Here is a 21,059-nt window from a genome sequence, read left to right as displayed (position 1 = left end):
ATTTTGAAAAAGTTTATATTTTTTATTTTATTTATTATAGGTTTATTAGCTGGATTTGTATCAAAATATAGCAATGATTTCGATACTATAAAAGATGAAATTCTCACAAAATATCAACTTGAAACAAAAACTACATCTTTGTATATTCAAGATAATTTAAAAAAATATCTTGAAAGCAAAGATATAGAGATTTTAAACAAAATACAAACTGCTTTCAATGACAATTTTTCATCAATCCAAGTAGATAAATCAAGCTTTGATATATCTGAAAATGAGTTGGTTGAGTTATCAAATGATTTGGATAAGAAATTTATTTGGGAGCTTACAAATCTAAAAATTGATGAAAGTTTAGGACAAATACTACAAACAACTCAAAGCGATGATTTACAAAAAGAACTTTTGACTATTGAAGGTTCTATTCCAAATGAGTTAAATAAAAACCTAGTTCCTAGTAGCGATATATACACTTTTATTCCAAATAAAAACTTTAGAAATATATCTTCTTTACTTATAAATTTCGATGCAACAAATCAATTTGATGAAACCATAAATTCTAGTACAACTGTAAATTTTGATAAAAGCATCATAAATCTTTCAAACCAAAATGGACAATTAGCTCCAAAATGGTTTAAAGATTTAATACCAATATATATAAATGAAGAGTCAAATAATATAAACAATAGCTTACAAAACAATGCAATATTTTATATAAATACAAATTTAGAAAAAGTCTATTTTGAACTTTATGAAAAAACAAAAGAGAAATTTTTAATATATCTTTTATCTATTGTTTTAACTATTTTTGGAATACTTGGTTTGGGATTTTTATATAGAATTTTGGTGAAATAAGTCTAGTTTTATTTACAATCAAAACTTTAGTAATTTACTATAATATTTCCTGAACTCTTCCGACTTGTCCATCTTGAAGCCGTACTTTTATTCCATGTGGGTGAGATGGTGAATTTGTAAGTATATTTTTTACTATCCCACAAGTGAGATTACCTGTCCTTTGGTCTTGTTTTAGTACAATATTTACTTTTAAACCTGCTTTTATATTTATTCTTTTTTTTCCATCAATCATATTTTTCCTTTAAATAAAAAAGACCTATCAACATTGATAGGTCTTTAAAAACTTCACTAAAATTATTCTTCTATTAACTCAAACTTTTAAGTTCAGCTTCTATTTTTTCAAGTCTAGTTTTTACATCTTCTAATGCTTTTTTATTCTCTTCTATTACATTTGCTGGGGCATTTGCTACAAATCTTTCATTGCTTAACATACCATTTAGTTTATCAAACTCTTTTTGTGCTTTTTCTTGTTGTTTAGTCAATTTATCAATGATTGGTTTCATATCAATTTCACTTGTTGGAAGATAAACTTCTAAGTTATTTGAAACATCTGTAATACTATTTTCAACTTTTGCATCTACAAACTCTACATCTTCAACTTTTGCCAATTTTTCTATAAATGGTTTTGCTGTATCTAAAAATTCTTGAACTTCAATATCTAGTTTTATATTAGTTAATAAAGATTCATCTAATTTTAAATAAGCTTTAGCAATTTTTGAATTACCCATATCAATAATTACTTTTGCTCTTCTAATTGCAGTAATAGATTCTTCAATTATTCCAAATCCTGTTTCCCAGAAATTATGTTTCTTAACATTTTTAGGGAAGTTAGTAATCATTAAAGAATCACCCTCTTCTAAAGTTGTACCACTTAATTTATGATATAAATAGTCTGAAATAAATGGCATAAAAGGACTTACCATTTTTAAAGTTTCTTTGAAAATTGCTCCAAGTTCAACTATACTATCTTTACTAGCTTTTGAATACTCTATTCCCCAATCACAAAATTCAGTCCATACAAATCTATATAACACTGAAGCTGCTTCATTAAATTTATAGCTTTCTAGTGTATTTCTTACCTCATCAACTGCATGGCTTAAACGACTTTGCATATATAATCCAAGTGGAGTTTTGATAGTAATATCTTTTAAATCAGGGAAAGTTTCTACATTTAAACTTAAGAAATTTGAAGCATTATAAAGCTTATTTGTAAAGTTTCTAAACTGTTCTAAGTTTTTAGCTCCTAATTTTATATCTCGTCCTTGAACAGCTAAATAAGCTAATGTAAATCTGATAATATCAGCACTATGCTCTTTTACCATATCAAGGGGATCGATAACATTTCCTTTTGATTTTGACATTTTTGCACCAAATTCATCTCGTACTAAAGCGTGCATATAAATATCTTTAAATGGTAACTCTTTTTTAAAGTATTCCCCCATCATCATCATTCTAGCAACCCAGAAAAACATAATATCAAAACCAGTAATAAGTAAAGAGTTTGGATAGAAATCTTTTAAATCACTCTCATTAAATGTGTTTTTCATTTGTCCATTATTTCCCCAACCAAGTGGTGAAAATGCCCATAAAGCAGAGCTAAACCAAGTATCTAAAACATCTGGATCTTGATGAATATTTTTCGAAGCACATTTTGGACACTCTTTTGGTTCATCTTCTTTTGTTGCCCACTGATGATTGCAATCATCACAATAAAATACTGGAATTCTATGTCCCCACCAAAGTTGTCTTGAAATACACCAATCTCTTAACTCATCCATCCAAGCTCTATAAGAGTTTAACCAATGACTTGGGTGAAATTTTGCTTCACCTTCATATGTTTTTCTTATAGATTCAGCAGCAACTTCTTTTTTTACAAACCATTGTTTAGAAATATATGGTTCAACGATATTTTTACATCTATAACAATGTCCAACTTGATGATTGTGTTCTTCAATTTTTACTATAAAACCTTCATCTTGAAGTTTTTTAACAATTATTGGTCGGGCTTCCAATCGCTCTAAACCTTTAAATTCTCCACAATAGTCATTTAAAATACCTTTTTCATCAAAGCATTTTATAAACTCTAAATTGTGTCTTTTTCCAACTTCATAGTCATTTGTATCATGAGCAGGAGTAACTTTAACTACCCCTGTTCCAAACTCCATATCAACATGAGAATCTGTAATAATTTTTATTTTTCGATTTGTAAGTGGTAAAACAACTTCACGCCCTACTAAATCTTTATATCTACCATCATCAGGATGAACCATAATAGCTGTATCACCAAAGTATGTTTCAGGTCTAGTTGTAGCAACTGTTACAAAGCCACTTCCATCTGCAAAGTGATAGTTCATATGGTAAAATTTACCATTTACTTCTTCGTGTTCAACTTCAATATCACTTAAAGCTCCATCGTGTGTACACCAATTTACCATATAGTTATTTTGTACAATCATCCCATCATCATAAAGTTTTACAAAAGCTTCTTTTACTGCTTCTTTAAGTCCTTCATCCATAGTAAATCGCTCTCTACTCCAAGCTGGACTTACTCCTAATTTTCTCATTTGATGAACAATTGTTCCACCACTAAACTCTTTCCATTTCCAAACTTTTTCTAAAAAAGCTTCTCGTCCTAGCTCTTCTTTTGTAGTTCCTTCTGCCAAAAGTTGTTTTTCAACTACATTTTGTGTTGCAATTCCAGCATGATCAGTTCCAGGTTGCCAAAGAGTTTTAAACCCATCCATTCTTTTGTATCGTGTAATAATATCTTGTAGAGTAAATGTAAGTGCATGACCTATATGTAAACTTCCTGTTACATTTGGTGGTGGCATCATAATAGCAAAGTTTTTGTTTGGTTCTTGGATAGCTTTATTTCCATCTATCTCAAAATAACCTCTTTCTTCCCAAATTTTATAAAAACTATCTTCTATCTTTGATGGTTCATATTTATCGCTCATAAAAAATCCTAATTGTGTTACTAAAATAGGCTAGATTTTATCTAAATTTGGCTTAGTAGCTTATAACTTGCACTTTGTAAAACTTTTTGTTAAAATCAAACTCTATATAATTTTAAAATAAGGAGAGTTTATGTTTAAAATATTTTTAGGAAGTATAGTTTTATCAAGTGCAATATTTGGTGCTGATTTACAAAATTCTGGAGTTGAAGTAATATTGGAAAATGGTGAAAAAATCTCAGTAAAAAGAGAAGATAAACCAAAAGAGTGTGAAAGTATAACTTTAGACCCAAAAGATATTTTTGGAGAAGTTACACAAAGTTCAAAAAATATAGATGAAAACTGTCAAAGAAGTTTTGTTACATATTTTGGAAAAATCACACCTATGAAAGCTGCACCAAATATCGATACTTATGGTGAGTTAGAAGTTTTAGAGTTTATTGAAAAAGCAAAAAAAGATAATAATTTTCTATTGGTTGATTCAAGAACTGAAAATTGGTACAACTACCAAACAATCCCTAGTGCAGTAAATGTACCTTATGTATATACAAAAAAATCTCAATATCCAGATGAGTTTGAAGAAACTTTAGAACTTTTTGGAGTTAAACAAAAAGATGGAAAGTATAACTTTACAAATGCAAAAACAATTTTAATGTTTTGTAATGCTACTTGGTGTGGACAATCTCCTGAAGCTATGAAAGAGTTAATGGCTATTGGATATCCTCAAGAGAAAATGAAATGGTATAGAGGTGGAATGCAATCTTGGTTAAGCTTAGGATTTACAACAATTAAACCTTAAAAAGCTTGGAAATTTCCAAGCTTTTTAATACGAATTTTATCTATTTATAATTTACTATTATCGGTTTTACTTCACCAATTTTTTCTATGCTAACTGGTTCATCAGCTGCTCTTTTTGTACCTCTTAGCTCAAAAACAACTTTGTATTCAGCACTAGGACAACTTATAATACTTGTTGTTTCATTTAACTTTGTTTCTACACAACCTACTTTTATATCAATCTTTGGTTCATTTGCAAATGCAAATACAGAACTTACAATAAAAAATATAGCTATTTTTTTCATATTTTAATCCTTTTAATTATGGAATACCATATATTAGCAAAAGATATTTAAATGTATTTTATTATTTACAAAGTTTTGATGAATAATTTGGTGTAAAGACTGGTTGCATACCAGTACCATTTCCCCAATTTACATAATGTACATTATAACTACTAGAACAATCACCATTTATTAAACATCCACTAAAGAAAATCAATAGTATAAATATACTTATATATATTTTAAACATTTTATTGTTCCCTTAACGCTTCATCTTTGTATCTTATCATAGGAGAAATAATATATTCAATAAGTCTTCTTTTACCTATTTTTATATCAACACTACAAGTCATACCTGGCATTAGTTTTATATAATTATCATCTATTTTCATAGTATCATTTTTTAGTTCAATTAATACTGGATAAATCTCTCCTAATTTTTCATCTAGTATAGATGATTTTGCTATATTTGTAACTATACCATCTATATATCCATATTTTGTAAATTTAAAACTATCTATTTTTACTTTTACCTCTTGACCTAAATGTACAAATCCAATATCTCTATTCAATACTTTTGCTTCAACTTCTAAAGCAGATGAAGTTGGAATAAGTTCCATAATAACTTCACCTGATTGTACTACTCTACCACTAGTACCGTTATTTAAATTATATATAAATCCATCTTCTATAGCATATATAAATTTACTTTCTAAAAGATAATTACTTTTATCAACTTCTGGCAAAGTTGTATTTAACTCATCTGTTGTTTTATTAAACTCTTCAAGTAATTCTTTTCTTGTATTATTTTTAAACTGCATAAGTTCATGTTTGGAAATTTCATATTGTGTAGATAATTTTTTTATTTCATCTTGTTTTATAGATATATTACTTTTTTGCTCTATATATTTTTCTTCTAAATCTTTCAAAGATATTTCTGGTTCAAGCCCTTTTTCTACAAGTTTTTTCATTTGTTCTAATTTATATTGAGTAAATGGTAAAAGTTCTAAAAGTTTTCTTACTTCTGTTTCCACCATTTTTTTTTCATAAACTACTTTTTCTATTTTTACATTCAAAGATTTAATCTCAGTATCATATGAAGATATGTGACTATTTAATTTATCATTTGCTAATTTTAGTAAATTAGATGATATTTCACTATTTTCTATAGTTTTTATTTTATTATTTGTATCTATATATCTAATCATTTCATCTAAAAAAACCTTTTTTAATAAAAGTGTTTCATATTTTGCCTTCATACTATTATTATCAAAATTTTCTAAACTATTTTTAAACTCAACTAATAAAGTCCCTTTTTTTACATTTTCTCCATTTTTTACATTAATTTTTTCAATTGTACTTGTTTCTTTTGCTTGAATTAAAATCATTCTTGAACTTGGTATTGTTTTACCTAAAGATGGTGCAATAACATCAATTTGACTAAAAGTAAGCCATAAAATTATAAATAAAACTAAACTCCCAATTAATGAAGGAACTAACCACAATAATTTTGATGGTCTTGTAGCTAAAATAGATTCTATTCCAATTAAAAAATCACTATTTTCTTTTTTCATCTATATCTCACTTAATATATTTTGGGCTTTACAAAGATTATGGAAATACCCTTTTTCATTTTTTAATAACTCTTCTTTAGTTCCTAATTCTATAATCTTCCCATCATATAAAGATAATATTTTATTTGTTATTTTTAAAACTGATACCCTATGAGAAATAATAAATACAGTTCTTCCTTCACAAATCTTTTTTAAATTTCTTTGAATAATAATTTCACTTTCAAAATCAATTGCACTCGTTGCTTCATCAAAAATTAGTATTTTTGGATTATTTATCAGGGCTCTTGCAATCGCTATTCTTTGTCTTTGTCCTGTAGACAATAGACTACCTCTCTCTCCAACAATAGTATCATAAGCTTTTGGTAATTTTAAGATAAATTCATTTGCTCCACTTAGTTCACAAACATACTCAATTTCTTTCATAGTTGCTCTTGGATTTGATAATGTTATATTATCTTTGATACTTTTATTTAACAACAAATTATCTTGCATAACAACACCAATTTGTCTTCTAAGCCAATTGGGATCTATAGTTGAAATATCAAAACCATCTATGGTTATTTTCCCATTAGTTGGATGAAATAGTCTTTGTAATAATCTTGTAAAAGTAGTCTTACCTGAACCTGATTTTCCAACAACTCCTACAATATCACCAATATTTACCTTTAAATTTATATTATTTAAAACTAAAGAAGATTCTTCACTATATTTAAAAGAGACTTTATCAAAAACAATTTCGCCTTTTATCTTTGGTAAATTTGTTTGTTTAGAGTTAATAGAAATCTCTTGCTTTGTATTAAATATCTCCTGAACTCTTTTTGTTGATATTTTTACTTGATATATTTGTTGTAAAGTTTGTGCTATTCGTTGTGCAGGAGCCATAATTCGTCCAATTAACATATTAAATGCAATTAATTGTCCTGCTGTCATATTACCATCTAAAACACCTATTGCTCCTATCCAAAGACATAAAGCAACTGTTATTTTATTGACAAAAGATGCTATTTGAGAAATATTTCCAGATATATCATCTGTTTTTGAATTGTGTTTAGTTTGTTTTGATAAATGTTCTTCATAATCCCTTCTTATTGTAGGTTCAATAGACATTGATTTTATAGTTTCAATAGAAGAAACACAATCAAATAAATATGATTGGGAATCAGTAGAAAGTTGTAATTTTTTCTTTAATCTCTCTTTTAATATTGGATTTGCTACTCCATATAATAGGAAAATAGTTACTATAGCTATTAAAACAATTATTGTAAGTGTTGGTGAAAATAAAAACATAACAATCAAAAATATAATACCAAAAGGAAAATCTATAAAAGAAGTTAAAAGTCCTGAACTAATAAAATTTCTAATAGACTCAACTTCCTTAAATCTAGCAACTACATCTCCTGATTGTTTACTAGAAAAAAAACTTAAAGGTAAAGAGGTAAGATGCTTAAAAAACTTAGAAACCATTGTAACATCTATAATTGCTGTCATATGATTAAGAAGATGCTTTCGTGAATAACTAATAACAAAATCAAAAATTGCTATAATAAAAAGTCCAATAACTAAAACTTCTAAAGTACTACTTCCACTTGAACTAAAAACTTTATCTATAATTATCATTGTAAAAAGAGGTGTTATCAAAGCAAAAATTTGAATAATAAAAGCTGCAAAAAGGACATGATAAATTAACCTATCTTGTTTAAAAAATGATTTAATAAACCAAGATAAACCAAAATTATTAATAGTAGAATCATCTTTACTATCATCCTTTGATATTAAGATTAATTCATAATCATAAATTTTTATAAATTCTTCTTCATCTAACGATAACTGTTGAGAGGTATTAAAATCATATATATTATATTTATTATCCTCTATTGAAAAAAGCAAACTATATTTATCATCTTTTAACTTTATTATTGCAGGGAGTGGATTGTTTTTGAGTTTTTCAAGTTTTACACTTACCTTTTTTGTTTTTAAATCATAATATTCTGTTGCAACATATAATAAATCTTCTTCTATTATGTCATTTGATGAACCCATTTTAAATATCAAATCATCATAATTTATTTCACAATTTAACATTCTTGTCAGAAGTAAGAAAGAGTGAATCAACTCATTTTCAATTATTTTTTTACTCATATATCAACCTATCAATTTCATTTAAAAATTCTTCATTTAAAAAATTTGTATATTTCATTAACTCTGTATATTCCAATAATAACTGGTATTGATACTCTGTAAAAATATTTAGTTTTTCAAAATATTCATTTTCCTCATCTAATAAATCAATAATAGATTTTGTACCAATATTAAACCTCTCTTGCATTCCATCAACTACAAATCTTTTTGCTTCCAAAACTTCTGGATAACTTTTTATTATTTCATAATAAGAATATAAGTTATTTACCTTATTTTTTATATTTTGTTCTACATCTTTTACTAGCTTATTAAAATTTAACTTTTCAATACTCTTTTCTATTCTTGATTGCTGATAATTTTTAATATCATAAAAACCATTGAAAATATTAAATTTTAAAAATAAACTCAAAGTTCTCTCATTTTCATTCTCTGGTATATCATTTGCTACATGTTCATATTTTGCAAATATAACTGGTTCAAAGCTACTAATACTTTTAGAAACTTTAATATCACTATTTTGTAATTTTAATTTCTGTACTTGAATATCTAAATTATCTTCAATATCTTTACTAGCTTCATTTAAATTTTTTATATCAAAAAGTGCTAAGTTTATATTTTTTTTAATATCTAGTTCTTGAACTCCTGAAAGTTTTTCTAAATAAGATTTACTTACTTTATAATCTAATTTTCTTTTTATAATTTGAGTCAATATTTCATCTTTTTGTAATTTAGCTTCTAAATAATCAGCTTTTGAGATTAGTCCACTATCCATTTTAACTTTAGCTCTTAATACTATAGTATCTATTCTTTTTAATTTTTGATTCAACAGTTCTATTTGCTTTGCTTTTAATAAAGAATCTAAGTAATAACTTATAACATTAAACATAAGTTCCTGTTGTTGCGTATGAATTTCAAACTCACTTTGTAATAATTCATTTGATTTCACTTTATAATCATAATATTTACTTCTATCATAAATAGTTTGTTCTACTGTAAAAGTAGTATCTCTTCTATTATCTCGTCTTTCTTGCTCTACACCATCTATAATTACAGGGAATTCATTGATTTTCATAAGTTCAGAAGATATATCCACTTTTGGATAAAAAGCTGATATAGATTTATCAACTTCTTTATCACTATATTGATTTTGTAGTTTACTAATCTCATAATCTTCACTAATATGTGAAGATAGTTTGTATAGATCAAATAAACTATATGTTTTTCCAAAAACTAAACTAGAAAAAGTTAATAAAAATATAAATATTTTCATATATTACTAATTACCAAAAGCTTCTAAAATAGTTCTATTACCTTCTTTATCTACACTTTGATATTTAAATTTTTTACCTTTAAATACTGTATCTTTTAACTCTTCAAGCATTTTATCAGCACCACCTAATGGAGCTATTAAATCAATAATCCATAAAGTCTCACCACTTTTCCATTCATTAAATCCTAACTTTCCAATACCCATTTCCAATCTTTTATTCACTTCTTCATTTACAAAAGCCCATAAAATTAGTCCTACTGGCTTTCCTTCTGCATCTTTATATAGTCTAAATTGCTCTTTTGTTATTGGAGCAAGTAACAACCACTCAACATCACTTATAAAAAAATTCAATCTATGTGCATTTGAGTTTAATAATACTAAAAGTGCTTCACCTAAAACCTCTGTAATCTTTGCTTTCATCTCAAAAGTTTGATTTTGTTTTTCCATTTTATTTATCCTTTATGCTATATTTTCTTCATCTAAGTTATCATCAAAAAAAGAGTTATTTACTTCTAACTCCTCATATTTATCTATATTATTATTTGATGATGCCATTTGCTCTATTAAAACTATTGCCTCTTTTAAAACTAAAATATCTTCTTGTGATAATTTATCTTCTGTCATAGTAGTATCAATATGAGAAGCAGCTATATCATACTCTTCTCCATCTTCTGTAGTGTATGAAGCATACTCAAGAATTGGAAAATCTACTTCTTTATTTTTATTTGAATTTAAATTTAGTTGTAAAATATTACTATCAGAAATTTTTGTAAACTCGTCATCATCTACTAAGCCATTCATATTTTTATCTTGCCATAGTGCAAAATTATTCCACTCTTCATCATTTTTATCAAAAAGACCATCTTTATTTGTATCAAAAATTTCTCGTAATACCTCCAAATCGTTTTTTGCTGTTTGACTAAGTCCTAAAAAATTTGTTTCATCTATTGAGCTTATAGTTCCATTTTTATCTTTGTCCCAAACTAAAATTGCATCATCTTTATAGGCACCTATTAAATTATCATTGTGTGTATCATAGTAAAACTCCCCTATTTCTACTCCATCTCCATCAAGGTCTATAACAATAGGATCTCCAAAAACTCTCATATAATTTAAACCTGTTTCAAATACAATACTTCCTATATTTTTACCTGTTAATGGTTCACCATCATCAGATATTTGTACCATAAAAGTTTCCATATAATGGACCTCCATTCTACCATCCCAATCAATTTCTCCATAGTAATCAAAATAAAACTCTCCATTTGCATCAGCTGTTCTTCCAGATATATTTGTATAACCAAAGATATAAGAAATAACTTTAAAACTAATATTATCTACATTACTATCCACATCTTCTACTATAAATCTACCTCTCCCTGATACATTACCATTTTGATTAAAAGAGTGATGAGTAATAGTTGGAGCATCATTTACAGCAGAGATATTTACATCAACATAGGCTGTTCTTTGATTTCCTGATTTATCTTCTACAATATATTCAAATCCTGCACTTCCTTTATATAAAGCTGAATTTTTATCAAAAGTATTATTTGTACTACTATTATAGTTTGAATTTGGATTAAATGTTATTTTCCCATCAACTCCTAACGTTACTGTTCCATTTGTAGCGTTCTTCACTCCAATTATTCTTAGATTATCCCCTTCTATATCAAAATCATTTGACAATAAGGTACTACTATCTATTACCAATTTTGTATCTTCAACTCCAACTACTTTATCATTGTAAACAAATGGAGCATTATCTTTAGTACCATCTATATAAACAACATAATCATCAAATTGCAATTTATTTATATTTGTAAGAGTATTTACACCTAAACTACTATAAACTGTAGCTTTCCCTTCAAAATTTGTAACAATATTTTTTTTATCTTTTCCATTATAGTAATCAAGTAAACTTCCAGAAAATACTACCGTATCAATTCCGCCCATACCATTTATCGTATTATTTCCAGTTCCACCATAAAAAATATTATCTTTATTATTTCCTGTTAGATTATCATCGTATTTTGTTCCAACAATATTTTCAAAATTTTTAATAGTATCACCTGTTGCATATCCACCAGAAACTGTATTTGTTAAAAGATTTATATTTACAGCTGCATTACTATTTGAGTAATTTATAGTATCATTCCCTATTCCGCCATCTAAAATATCTATACCAGCACTTCCATAAATAATATCATCTCCACCCATACCATAAATAGTCATATTATCATTTTTACTATTTCTTAATATATCATTTCCACTTCCAGATATTATCTCTTCTGCATTAGTATCAGCAACATCAAAATCTACTCCTATACTATCTTCTATATAAATTTTATCGTACCCATCTCCAGTATCTATAAAATTCCCTGATTTAGCTTTTATATCTTCACCATCAATATATACAATATCATCTCCTCCTAAAGTATAGTAAGTATCTGCACCTTTTCCTCCTCTTATAATATCAGAAAACTTACTTCCTATGATATTATCATTTCCATCTCCACCTATAAAACTTTCAACATTCGTTAGTCCCATATCAAAATTAACACCCTTATCCCCTTGTATTATAACGGTATCAAATCCTAGACCACCATTTACAATCTCCGTAATAAAAGTATTTCGAGAAAAGTCTTCTGCATCCATAACTATGATATCATCACCAGCCCCACCATCAATCCTATCTGCACCTTTTCCACCATTTATATAGTCATTACCTGCTCCACCATATAAAATATCATCGCCATCGCCACCTAAGATAATATCATCGCCACTTTCTCCATAAACTATATCATCGCCACTTCCTGCATTAATATAGTCATTTCCAGCTATTTCTGTAGCAAGAATATTTAAAGTTAAAGAAGTGTCTTTTTTATATGGATTTTCTTCATCTGTACTTGTTATTTCTGAAATAATTTTTAATTCTATATTATCTTTTGTATACGGATACGAAATAGTTATATTTCCATCAAAATTATCATCTTCAATAATCAATCTACCATCACGAATAAAACCTTTATTTATTGAAAAACTTTCAGGTAAATTTTCAATATAAAAAATTACTTTTTCACTACCATCTGTTTTATGTAAATTTGAGTTAATTTTAAAAGATACTGTTATTTTGCCACTTTCTTCATCTGCATAAACAATATCATTTCCACCATTTGCATATATAATATCTGAACCACCACCACTTTTTATAGTATCATTTGCCCCTGAATATTCTAAAAAGTCGCCTTGGCTTGTATCTGAGTACACTTCAATATTTTCTACATAAAAATCTGTATTTTCACTTTCAAAAGATGTTTCAACTTTAAATGTTTCAGTAGAAACTTCATTTAAAGTTATCAGCATATTTTTTGATACTATTTTTTGATGTCCATTACTATCTGTAGATATAGCCTCAACTTTTAAATTAAAATCACCATTAACTCCTTTTGGACTTAACATAGCTATTGTACTTATATCCTTTTCTTCAACTATCCAAATATTTCCATCTTTCTTACCTACATTTAAAATAGCATTTTGAGGAATTCCAGAAATCCTTAATTGTAAATTTTCACTTCCATCTAAATCTGTTAGTTTTGAGTTAATATTTAGATAAACAAGACTATTTTCATCTGTAACTATATTTTTTACTTCAAGTAAGGCTTCGTCCGCAACTGCTTGTATATCTATAGGTAATTTTACAGTTGTAGTTTTTCTTAAAGTACCATTTGCTTCAACAATTACTGGTATAACATCAAGAGTAATACTTCCAGAATAATTTGGAAGTGCTTTTAAAATAAGATCATCTAATTGGTCAGTTCTTACTTTCCAATTACCGTTAGACAACTGTTGTCCTTGATTTAACATAAAATCTTTTGGTAAAAATATTTCTAAATAAATTGATTCTTTAGGTTTTAGGCTACTTTCATCAACTTTTATATCCAATTTACAAATAGAATCTTCTAATATACTTATTGGTTTTACTGTAACATTTGCTGAACTTGGTGCTGACTCAATATTTACTTTTAAATACCCTATAGTTTCAACACTATCTCCATTTTTTTGTTCAGTTGTAACTGCTTTTATTTTTAATTCAAAAGCTGTAGTACTATTAAATGGTGGTCGTATTTGTAAGTTTGTTAAGTCATCTTTTGTTAAATACCATTTTCCATTTTTCTCAATACCATTATTTAAAATTGCACCTTTAGGCACATTTTCAATAATTATTTCGAGAACTTCACTTCCATCCGTATCATTTAAAGAAGCTTCTATTTTTAAAGGAATAAAATCATTTTGAATACCCTTAGCATTTAAAACAGTTAAATTTGCATAATCTGCTACAGAATCTACAACTACATCTATAAATTTTGAAGTATATTGTTGATGACCATTTTCTGCTTCTGTTGTCACTGCTGATACTTTTATTCTAAAATCTTCATCACTATTTTTTTTAAAAAACATACCTAAACCATTTAATTGATTTGGCAAAATCTTCCATGTACCAGTAGAAATATTTGTTCCTTGATTTAAACTAACTCCACTAGGCAATCCCTCTACGATATAATGTACCGTTTCACTACCATCTTTATCTATAAATGTAGATGAAATATCCAACATCATAATACTTACATCTTCCGTTGCTTCTATTAAATCATCTCTACCATTTAAAGCTTGTAGAGTATTTAAAATAACTTCATCAGCTATAGCATTTACTTCTACAGATATATCTTTTGATATTGAAGCTATATCTGTATTTTCCTTTTCTGTAGAGTATGCTATAACCTTTATAGTAAAATCTTTTGCATCATGTAATGGTGGAGTTATAGTTAAATTCGTTAAATCTTTTGGCAAAAGATGCCAAACCCCACTATTATCTTTTGTTCCATGATTTAAAACTGCTCCAGTTGGAATATTTTCTATTTTTATTTTTAAATCTTCACTTCCATCTGTATCTACTAAAAAAGCTTTAATATTTAATGATATTTGAGTATCTTCATCTCCTAAACTATTTGAAGCTTCCAAAATAGGTGTATCTGCAACAGCTACCACTTCTACAAATATATCTTTACTTATTGAAGCTATACTGTTATTCTCACTTTCTATAGAGTATGCTGTTACATTTATAGTAAAGTCATCACCACTATGTAATTTTGGAGTTATTGTAAGATTTTCTAATTCATTTGGATATAAATACCAAATTCCAGTTTCATCCCTAACACCTTTATTCAAAATAGCATCACTTGGTACATTTTTTATCTCAATAATAATACTTTCTTCCCCATCAACTCCACCTAAATCATCTACCAAAGAAGTTTCTATATTTAATGCTATTGCTGTATCTTCTAAACCTTTTGAAGCAACAACTTCTAAATTTGGAGTATCTGCAACAGCAATAACTTGTACAAATATATCTTTACTTATACTTGCTACATCACCATTTTCACTCTCTGTTGAATATGCTGTAACTTTGATAGTAAAATCATCTGCATCATTTAACTTTGGAGTAATAGTCAAACCTTCTAGGTCTTGAGGAAGTAAATACCAAATTCCATTTTCAGCTTTTGTTCCTTTGTTTAAAACTGCCTCATTTGGTACATTTTCAATTGTAAGATAAATACTCTCTTCCCCATCAACTCCACCTAAATCATCTACAAGTGAAGTTTCTATATTTAAAGCTATTGCTGTATCTTCATCTCCTGTTGAGTCTAAAATATCTAAATTTGGAGTGTCAGCAACAGCTACAACTTCTACAAATATATCTTTACTTATTGAAGCTATACTATTATTTTCACTTTCAACAGAATATGCTGTAACTTTGATAGTAAAATCATCTGCATCATTTAACTTTGGAGTAATAGTCAAATCTTTTAAATCTTCTGGAAGTAGATACCAAATACCATCTTCTTTTTTTATGCCTTTATTTAAAACTGCCTCACTTGGTACATTTTCTATTGTAAGATAAATGCTTTCTTCTCCATCAACTCCACCTAAATCATCTACAAGTGAAGTTTCTATATTTAAAGCTATTGCTGTATCTTCATCACCTCTTGAGTCTAAAATATCTAAATTTGGAGTGTCAGCAACTGCAACTATAGTTATCGTTTGTACTAAAGTAGAGATAGTTACTCTTCCATGTGTATCAGAAACTATGGCTTTTATAGTTAAATCAAAATCATCAGAATTATTTGTTTGTGGTATCATATACAAATCTTTTAAATCTGTTTCCTTTAAATACCAGTTTCCATCAACTCTTTTTTCTCCAGCACTTAGTAAAAATTTATCAGGAAGTCCTATAAATACAACTTCTAATGTTGTAGTGAAGTTATTTAAGTCTGATACTTTTATCCCATAAAGATTATTGTCTTCATCTATTACCACTTGGTCTAAAGTAATCTGGGCAGCAATAAGTGGCTCTAAACTTTCATCTTCCACACTATTTTCAACTGTGACTGTAAACTCACTAACTATGTTTTTTTCTTGAACCATAATTTTAGGAGTTATTATATCTATCTTATTATTTTCTTCTTTTTTCTCTTGATTATCTTCAGTTGTTAGTTCTTTTTTCGTTTCAATTTGATAGATCTTTTCTTCTATATCATCAGCACTAGTTGAGTTATCTAATATTGAATTATTTACATTTTGCTTATTATATTCTTTGATTTTTTGTGCAATATCATATAGTGGATTATCTTTTGTAAGTATTGGAACATCTATATCTTTAGTATTTACTAAATTTTTTAAAGAAGCTGGGTCATCACTTAGATAGTTCATCTCATCTGTTGAAGACTCTATAGTCTCAGCAGCAGCAACTGTTCCTAGCATAATAGCTGTTGCTATAGAAGCTGCTTGATTGTTATTTGTATCTTTTTCATCTTTATTTGGTTCTAAATTTTGACTAGCGTTATGCTCTTTTATCTTTTGAACAAGTTTATATAAAGGATTTTCTTGTGTCAAAGTTGGTACTTCTACTACAACGGCTTCATCTAAAAGTATATTTTCTAAAGTGTCAGTTTTATCTTCTTCTTTTGTACTTTCTTCAATAACTGAAGATTTTTCATTTTGGTTTATAGGAGCTGTTTTTGAAGTATCGTTTTGTTTATCATCTTCTTGATTTTCAAATACAACTTTTTTAATAAGAGTTTTATTTTCATAATCTATTTGAAAAACTGCATCATCAAAAGCTAGTTCTTCAATATCTCTTAGAGTATCAAGAGTTTTTCCGTCTTTTGATTTTACAAAGAGTGTATTTTCATTTACAATCAATACTTCATAATCAGTTGATTTCCCTTTATATAAAACAGTATCTGTTCCACTATCTCCATAAAGCATATTTTTACCAGTTCCACCAACAAGTATATCATCACCTGCTCCACCAATTAAAATATCATCACCATCTTCACCATATAAAGTATCATTTCCATCATCACCTTTGATATAGTCATTTCCAGCACCACCAAAGATTATATCATCGCCACCATTTCCACTTACTCTATCATCACCATCATTTGCATATATTAAATTCGAGTTATTATCCCCTACGATAGTATCAGATTCTTTTGAGCCTTTTATACCTTCTATATTTATAAATTTATCCCCAGTAGCTTCTCCACCATCTGCGTAATTGTGTTTTAAATTTATCTCAACAGCACTTGAAGTTTCATAACTAGCTAAATCAATACCTTCTCCACCATCAAGTGTATCTGCTCCACCAAGACCTATAAGGATATCATCTCCAGCACTTCCAAAAAGGATATTATCTTTTGAATCACCCTCTAAAATATCGTTATACTTACTTCCATGAAGATTTTCTACATCTTTTAAAGTATCACCAGTAGAAGAACTACCACTTTCTAAGCTTACATATACAGAACCTTTATTTAACTCATAGCTTACTGTATCATTTCCACTTCCTAGATTTATATCATTTGTTCCATTATGTGCAAATACTATATCATCACCTGTTCCTGTAACGATGGTATTATTCCCAGTTCCAGTTACTATCAAAGTATCTTCAAAGTATGCTTTTATGATATCATCTTGGCTAGTTCCTACATAAACATTTTTTGTTTCATAATCTTTTAGGTATGAACTTATAGTTTCATTATCTTTTAGTATATTTAAGAAAGCTTCATTTACATCTACAAAGCCAACACCTTCTTTTACACCTATAACATCAAGCAGTGCTTGTAAATTTACTTTTGTACCATCAGGAAGTTCTATATGAGTATTTGTTTTATCCCATTTAACAAAGTTATCTATCACAAATGTTTTTGAAAGTTCTTGTGCTTCACTTAAGTCTAAATCTTTATCAAAAGTTTTTATATATAGTTTTCCATCTTCTAGTTTAAACTGCAAGTCATTTAAACTTTTACCTTTAAATGAAAAAGCATCTTCAATAGGTTTGATATCTTCATAAGGATTTTCAATACCTGCAAGATTAAGAAGTTCACCAAATCTTTGGGGAGTTAAAGATACATTTTTTTCAAAGATAAAATCTCTACCAAAAGGAGAGTTTTCATAAGAGTAAAAATCATATCCTATCTCTTCTAGTATTGCTTTTGCTTCCTCTTTTGTAAGATTATTTGGATTATCTTCTTTTGTAAGAGTATTTAGTGAGTCTTCATTATGATTATAGATTTTCAACATCTTAGCTTCAATTTCAGCTAGATATTTATCATAATCTATATTTATAAGTTCACCATTTAGTTCACTTTGTTGATAGTTATATTTATCTATCAGGGTATTTAGTTTATTAAAATCTTCACTATAGTGATGAGTATCTAGTTGTAACTCTTCTGCTATTGCAAATACTTTTTTCCAGTGGTCTATTTCACTTTGTTTTTCTGGCTTATTCTCTTTTAGTAGTTTATCTACATACTCTTTTTGAGATACAAAGTTATACTCTTCTAAGAACTCTTTTAAAGCTTTTTCTTTTTGTGTTTCATCTTTAATATTTTGAATAGTTTGGAACAGAGTATTTATCTCTTGAAGTTTCGTCGTATCAGTTATAAGATTTCCATTCTTATCTACTAATACTACAGTTTCATTTTTATATTTACTATAATCACTAGCAAGTGAGATATTCTCATATAGTTCTTCTAAATCCCCTCTTCCTTTTCTAGCGTATATATCTTCTTCTTGGAACTTTTCATTTGTTCTATTCAATGCTCTTAATATATATTCATCACCATTTTCTACATTGATAAATGGTATTCTATCTACTAGAAGGTGAGACAATATATCATTGACTTCATCAAAGCTTCCACTTTTTCCATTGATAGTTACTGTTTTATTTCTTTGATTTACTTGTATATCTGGAAGCATACTAGCATCTACTAGTTGTCCTCCTGGGAGTTTAAACATATTTTCAAGGTGATTTGCGAAAGCTTTACCTATATCTATCATAGCTTGTTTATTTCCACCATGACTTGAACCACTTGAGATTAGGTTATAGCTTTCATCTTCTTCATCAAATTCATATTTTGCATTGGCTTTTGGTATTTTTGGTTTTTTACCAAATAGTCCTCCTACTATTCCTCCTACTACTGCTCCAATAACAGCACCAATCAATGCTCCTATTGGTCCACCCCAAGAACCATAAGTTGCTCCCATCTTTGCACCTGCTATTACTCCAACAGTACTTCCTATACTAGAACCTATAGATTCTTCTTTTGTATCTACCCAACCTTTTGTTATCTCTTTTCCTATAACAGTTCCTATATATCCTGCTCCTGCAGTTGTAAGTCCACCTGCAAGTCCATCCAATGAACCTACACCTGTTCCATAACTTCCAGTTTCCATAAATGTAATAGCATTTGATATCTCTATTGAAGCATAATAACCTGCAGTAAAAGTAACTGCATAATCTACCAATCCACCTACAAATGTTCCATCCATTCCTAGAATATCGCCTAAAGTATCATTTTTAGCAAAAAAAGATGAAATAGCAAAAGATACGACTGCTCCTTGAAGTGTATTTTTAAAATCTGCTCCTATATCATCAAAAGCACCACTTTCACCATTTTGTTTCCAAAATAGATATTCTCCTACATTTTGTCCTACAACTGTTGTCGAAGTTGAAATAGCTAGTTTTTCTATATTTGAAAAATCATTATTTGCTATAATTATACTTCCTATACTTCCACCTATAGATGTACCTAACTGAGTCGATAGAGCATTACCTTCTTGTGTTTCTAAAACTATTATTTTTTGTATATCTAATTTTGCTTGACTAAAACTTTGAGGGTCATCAAGATATTTAAGTAAATTATAATTTCCTTTTTTTTCTAAAATACTTTTAAACTCAGAAATAGCTTTTGGAGAAACAGATACCCATTTTATAACTTCCCCAAAATCTTGGCTTCCACCATTAAAATCTTTTATAGCATTAACTGCTTTTCGATTATTGTATTCTATCTCTAGTTTTTTAGCTAATTCTTGGTTATTTTCTATTAATTTTTTATAAAATTCAGCTTTTTTTTCTGTTATATAAACAATAGAATTTTCAGAATCTTTAAATACAACACTTTTTATATCTGGTTCTAAATTATTTATCTCTTTTACATCAAAATTACTTATAGAAGGTCTTTCTTCCAAAGTATTAATCATATTATCCATAGAGTGTGCAGCCAAAGGACCAGATGTATTACCAAGAGTCATATGATTAGTTGTAATTATATTTCCACCAATTCCCGTAATAGGGTCATTTGCATCAGATATTGAAATAAGATTTGGGAAAAGACTATTTCCTTCAATACCTGGAAGACCTGGAGAGTTAAAAACCACTGCTGATGTATTTTCAAATTTTACACCCTTTCCTAAAAGGTCACCCATAACTTGTTGAGCTAAATACCCACCTAAAGAGTGTCCAGTAACAGTTACATTAATGTTGCTTAAGTCAAAACCTTCCTCTCCTTTAGCTTTATCAAAAGCATCACTTAAAAAATTTTTAGCACTATCTGTTTGACCAATAGCAGCTCGAACCAATATTCCAAAATCAGCTTTTAAATCTTTTATACTAGTAAAATCTGTACCAGCATAAGCTACAACTAACTCATTTGTTTTAGAATTAAAATAGGCAGAACCTTGAAAGCCATTTGAACCATCATACTTTACATCTAGTTTTTCAAAGTTTATACTAGGTAAATTTAACTTAGATTCAATTTCATAAGCATCATTTGCAAATTTTGCAATATCTAAAATCTTTGCCATA

The 21,059-nt window shown here is 28.0% G+C and carries 11 protein-coding genes; 2 read left to right on the top strand and 9 right to left on the bottom strand.

Features of this window, described 5'->3' with window-relative positions; genetic code table 11:
* Window positions 1-3: 3 nt before the first annotated feature.
* The gene (locus tag ACNSOS_RS10175; RefSeq protein WP_418185200.1) at window positions 4-849 is read left to right on the top strand and encodes a hypothetical protein; all 846 of its coding nucleotides are present in this window, start codon (window positions 4-6) and stop codon (window positions 847-849) included.
* A gap of 37 nt (window positions 850-886) precedes the next feature.
* On the opposite strand, the gene ACNSOS_RS10170 is transcribed toward ACNSOS_RS10175, so the two are convergent.
* Both ACNSOS_RS10170 and ACNSOS_RS10165 read right to left on the bottom strand, forming a co-directional pair.
* A complete protein-coding gene (locus ACNSOS_RS10170) occupies window positions 887-1,081 on the bottom strand; it encodes a YwbE family protein (protein ID WP_418185199.1) in 195 nt (64 codons plus the stop codon).
* A gap of 73 nt (window positions 1,082-1,154) precedes the next feature.
* Window positions 1,155-3,806, bottom strand: coding sequence for a valine--tRNA ligase (locus tag ACNSOS_RS10165; RefSeq protein WP_418185198.1), 2,652 nt, complete (start codon window positions 3,804-3,806; stop codon window positions 1,155-1,157).
* Between the two features lie 130 nt (window positions 3,807-3,936).
* On the opposite strand from ACNSOS_RS10165, the gene ACNSOS_RS10160 reads away from it, so the two are divergent.
* On the top strand, window positions 3,937-4,602 hold the full coding sequence (locus tag ACNSOS_RS10160; RefSeq protein WP_418185197.1) for a rhodanese-like domain-containing protein: 666 nt from the start codon (window positions 3,937-3,939) through the stop codon (window positions 4,600-4,602).
* 40 nt (window positions 4,603-4,642) lie between these two features.
* Here ACNSOS_RS10160 and ACNSOS_RS10155 read toward each other — a convergent pair whose 3' ends face one another.
* The 7 genes from ACNSOS_RS10155 to ACNSOS_RS10125 all read right to left on the bottom strand — a co-directional run bounded on the left by ACNSOS_RS10155 (window position 4,643) and on the right by ACNSOS_RS10125 (window position 21,058).
* The gene (locus ACNSOS_RS10155; protein WP_418185196.1) at window positions 4,643-4,885 is read right to left on the bottom strand and encodes a hypothetical protein; all 243 of its coding nucleotides are present in this window, start codon (window positions 4,883-4,885) and stop codon (window positions 4,643-4,645) included.
* 61 nt (window positions 4,886-4,946) lie between these two features.
* Window positions 4,947-5,114 (bottom strand): hypothetical protein, encoded by a 168-nt coding sequence (locus tag ACNSOS_RS10150; RefSeq protein WP_418185195.1) that lies wholly within the window; start codon window positions 5,112-5,114, stop codon window positions 4,947-4,949.
* Between the two features lies 1 nt (window position 5,115).
* A complete protein-coding gene (locus tag ACNSOS_RS10145; protein WP_418185194.1) occupies window positions 5,116-6,438 on the bottom strand; it encodes an HlyD family type I secretion periplasmic adaptor subunit in 1,323 nt (440 codons plus the stop codon).
* Window positions 6,439-8,577 carry a peptidase domain-containing ABC transporter gene (locus tag ACNSOS_RS10140; RefSeq protein ID WP_418185193.1) on the bottom strand — a complete coding sequence of 713 codons (2,139 nt, stop codon included), beginning with the start codon at window positions 8,575-8,577 and terminating at the stop codon, window positions 6,439-6,441.
* Window positions 8,570-9,847, bottom strand: coding sequence for a TolC family protein (locus ACNSOS_RS10135; protein WP_418185192.1), 1,278 nt, complete (start codon window positions 9,845-9,847; stop codon window positions 8,570-8,572). Before ACNSOS_RS10135 ends, ACNSOS_RS10140 begins: the two co-directional genes overlap by 8 nt.
* Before the next feature lie 6 nt (window positions 9,848-9,853).
* Window positions 9,854-10,294, bottom strand: coding sequence for a toxin-activating lysine-acyltransferase (locus tag ACNSOS_RS10130; RefSeq protein ID WP_113893190.1), 441 nt, complete (start codon window positions 10,292-10,294; stop codon window positions 9,854-9,856).
* 12 nt (window positions 10,295-10,306) lie between these two features.
* Window positions 10,307-21,058: an Ig-like domain-containing protein gene (locus ACNSOS_RS10125; RefSeq protein WP_418185191.1), complete on the bottom strand. Its 10,752-nt coding sequence runs from the start codon at window positions 21,056-21,058 to the stop codon at window positions 10,307-10,309.
* Window position 21,059: the final 1 nt, after the last annotated feature.

Origin of the sequence: Aliarcobacter vitoriensis (assembly GCF_048320235.1) — a bacterium.
GTDB lineage: Bacteria > Campylobacterota > Campylobacteria > Campylobacterales > Arcobacteraceae > Aliarcobacter > Aliarcobacter vitoriensis.
Note: the sequence above shows the minus strand (reverse complement) of the source record. Positions and strands in the feature narration are given on the sequence as shown.

Excerpts from the sequence above, each read along its gene's own strand:
- ACNSOS_RS10125 (WP_418185191.1), bottom strand. The coding sequence starts at position 21,058 with ATGGCAAAGATTTTAGATATTGCAAAATTTGCAAATGATGCTTATGAA.
- ACNSOS_RS10155 (WP_418185196.1), bottom strand. The coding sequence starts at position 4,885 with ATGAAAAAAATAGCTATATTTTTTATTGTAAGTTCTGTATTTGCATTT.
- ACNSOS_RS10140 (WP_418185193.1), bottom strand. The coding sequence starts at position 8,577 with ATGAGTAAAAAAATAATTGAAAATGAGTTGATTCACTCTTTCTTACTT.
- ACNSOS_RS10130 (WP_113893190.1), bottom strand. The coding sequence starts at position 10,294 with ATGGAAAAACAAAATCAAACTTTTGAGATGAAAGCAAAGATTACAGAG.
- ACNSOS_RS10165 (WP_418185198.1), bottom strand. The coding sequence starts at position 3,806 with ATGAGCGATAAATATGAACCATCAAAGATAGAAGATAGTTTTTATAAA.
- ACNSOS_RS10150 (WP_418185195.1), bottom strand. The coding sequence starts at position 5,114 with ATGTTTAAAATATATATAAGTATATTTATACTATTGATTTTCTTTAGT.
- ACNSOS_RS10145 (WP_418185194.1), bottom strand. The coding sequence starts at position 6,438 with ATGAAAAAAGAAAATAGTGATTTTTTAATTGGAATAGAATCTATTTTA.
- ACNSOS_RS10170 (WP_418185199.1), bottom strand. The coding sequence starts at position 1,081 with ATGATTGATGGAAAAAAAAGAATAAATATAAAAGCAGGTTTAAAAGTA.
- ACNSOS_RS10160 (WP_418185197.1), top strand. The coding sequence starts at position 3,937 with ATGTTTAAAATATTTTTAGGAAGTATAGTTTTATCAAGTGCAATATTT.
- ACNSOS_RS10135 (WP_418185192.1), bottom strand. The coding sequence starts at position 9,847 with ATGAAAATATTTATATTTTTATTAACTTTTTCTAGTTTAGTTTTTGGA.